We start from the raw sequence: 1,587 nt of genomic DNA, 5'->3' as shown, positions 1-1,587 counted from the left end.
TGATCACGGGCCAGGAAGCGCTTGCCAAGCCTCTGACAGACGTCAAATTCGCCTACAAGGTGTTTGTCACCAATGCCGGTGCAGCGGCGCGGGAATGCTCGAACAACACCGCGCCACGCTAGCAGTATTCCAAGGGCCATCCAGAACGCTTCCACATCATCACATGCGAAGGCGCTTTCCATGGCCGTACGCTGGCGACGATCGCGGCCGGCGGTCAGGAGAAGTATCTCGAAGGCTTCGGTCCCAAGGCACCGGGTTTCGATCAGGTTCCGTTCGGCGATATCGAGGCGGTCCGCGCCGCCGTCACGGATGCGACGGCGGGCATCCTCATAGAGCCGGTACAGGGTGAGGGCGGTATTCGTCCGGCGACAAACGAATTCATGAAGGCACTCCGTCAACTCTGCGACGAGAAGGGCCTGTTGTTAATTCTTGACGAGGTTCAGTCCGGCGTCGGCCGCACTGGCAAGCTCTTTGCCCACGAATGGTCCGGCGTCACGCCGGATATCATGGCGGTTGCGAAGGGCATCGGCGGCGGCTTCCCGCTCGGCGCCTGCCTTGCGACGGCGGATGCAGCTTTCGCCATGAAGGCCGGCACGCATGGTTCCACCTATGGCGGCAATCCGCTTGCCATGGCGGTCGGCAGCGCAGTGCTTGACGTCATCCTGGCCGACGGTTTCCTGCAACATGTGCGCGACGTGGCGCTCGTCTTCCGCCAGGGCCTTGCCTCGCTAAAGGACCGCTATCCGGATGTTATCGAGAATGTGCGCGGCGAAGGCCTGATGCTCGGCATCAAGGCAGCCGTCCCGTCTTCCGAACTGCTGCAGGCCATTCGTGCTGCTCATCTTCTGGCCATTCCGGCGGGCGATAATGTCATCCGTCTCCTTCCGCCTCTGGTCGTCACGGCGGAGGAAGCGCGCGAGGGCCTTGCCCGCGTGGAGCGCGCTGCCGAAAGCATTCGCGCCGCAAAGACCAAGAAGACGGCTTGAACGGATAAGATCCCCTCAAGGGGCATACAGGTAAGAACGACATGGCTTTCCCCAGACACTTTCTCGATCTCTCGGCGGTAACCGCATCCGATCTCAGGTCGATCATGGATGATGCGATCCTACGCAAGCAGGCCTTCAAGGCCGGCAAGGGCGATAAGCCGCTCGCAGGCAAGATGCTGGCAATGATTTTTGAGAAGCCTTCGACGCGCACGCGCGTTTCCTTCGATGTCGGCATGCGCCAGCTTGGCGGCGAGACGCTTTTTCTCTCCGGCACGGAGATGCAGCTCGGCCGCGCGGAGACGATCGGCGATACAGCCAAGGTGCTCTCGCGTTACGTCGACGCGATCATGATCCGCACCACGGAGCATCACCGCATGCTGGAACTTGCCGAACGCGCGACGGTGCCGGTCATCAACGCGCTGACGGACGACACACACCCCTGCCAGATCATGGCCGACATCATGACCTTCGAGGAGCATCGTGGTCCCGTCAAGGGCAAGACGATCGCCTGGACCGGCGATGGCAATAACGTTCTGCACTCGCTGGTCGAAGGCGCTGCCCGTTTTGGCTATCGCATGAACATGGCCGTGCCTCTTGGTTC

Annotated in this window: 2 pseudogenes; both read left to right on the top strand. The window is 61.6% G+C overall.

The features are described from left to right. Window positions 1-986: pseudogene (locus C9413_RS31960) on the top strand (aspartate aminotransferase family protein); the annotation flags it as partial. 41 nt (window positions 987-1,027) lie between these two features. After that, window positions 1,028-1,587 (top strand): annotated as a pseudogene (locus C9413_RS31955) (ornithine carbamoyltransferase); the annotation flags it as partial.

Origin of the sequence: Rhizobium sp. SEMIA 4085 (assembly GCF_013004495.1) — a bacterium.
Taxonomy (GTDB): domain Bacteria; phylum Pseudomonadota; class Alphaproteobacteria; order Rhizobiales; family Rhizobiaceae; genus Rhizobium; species Rhizobium gallicum.
The sequence above is the reverse complement of the archived record's forward strand: the minus strand, read 5'-3'. Positions and strand labels throughout refer to the sequence as shown.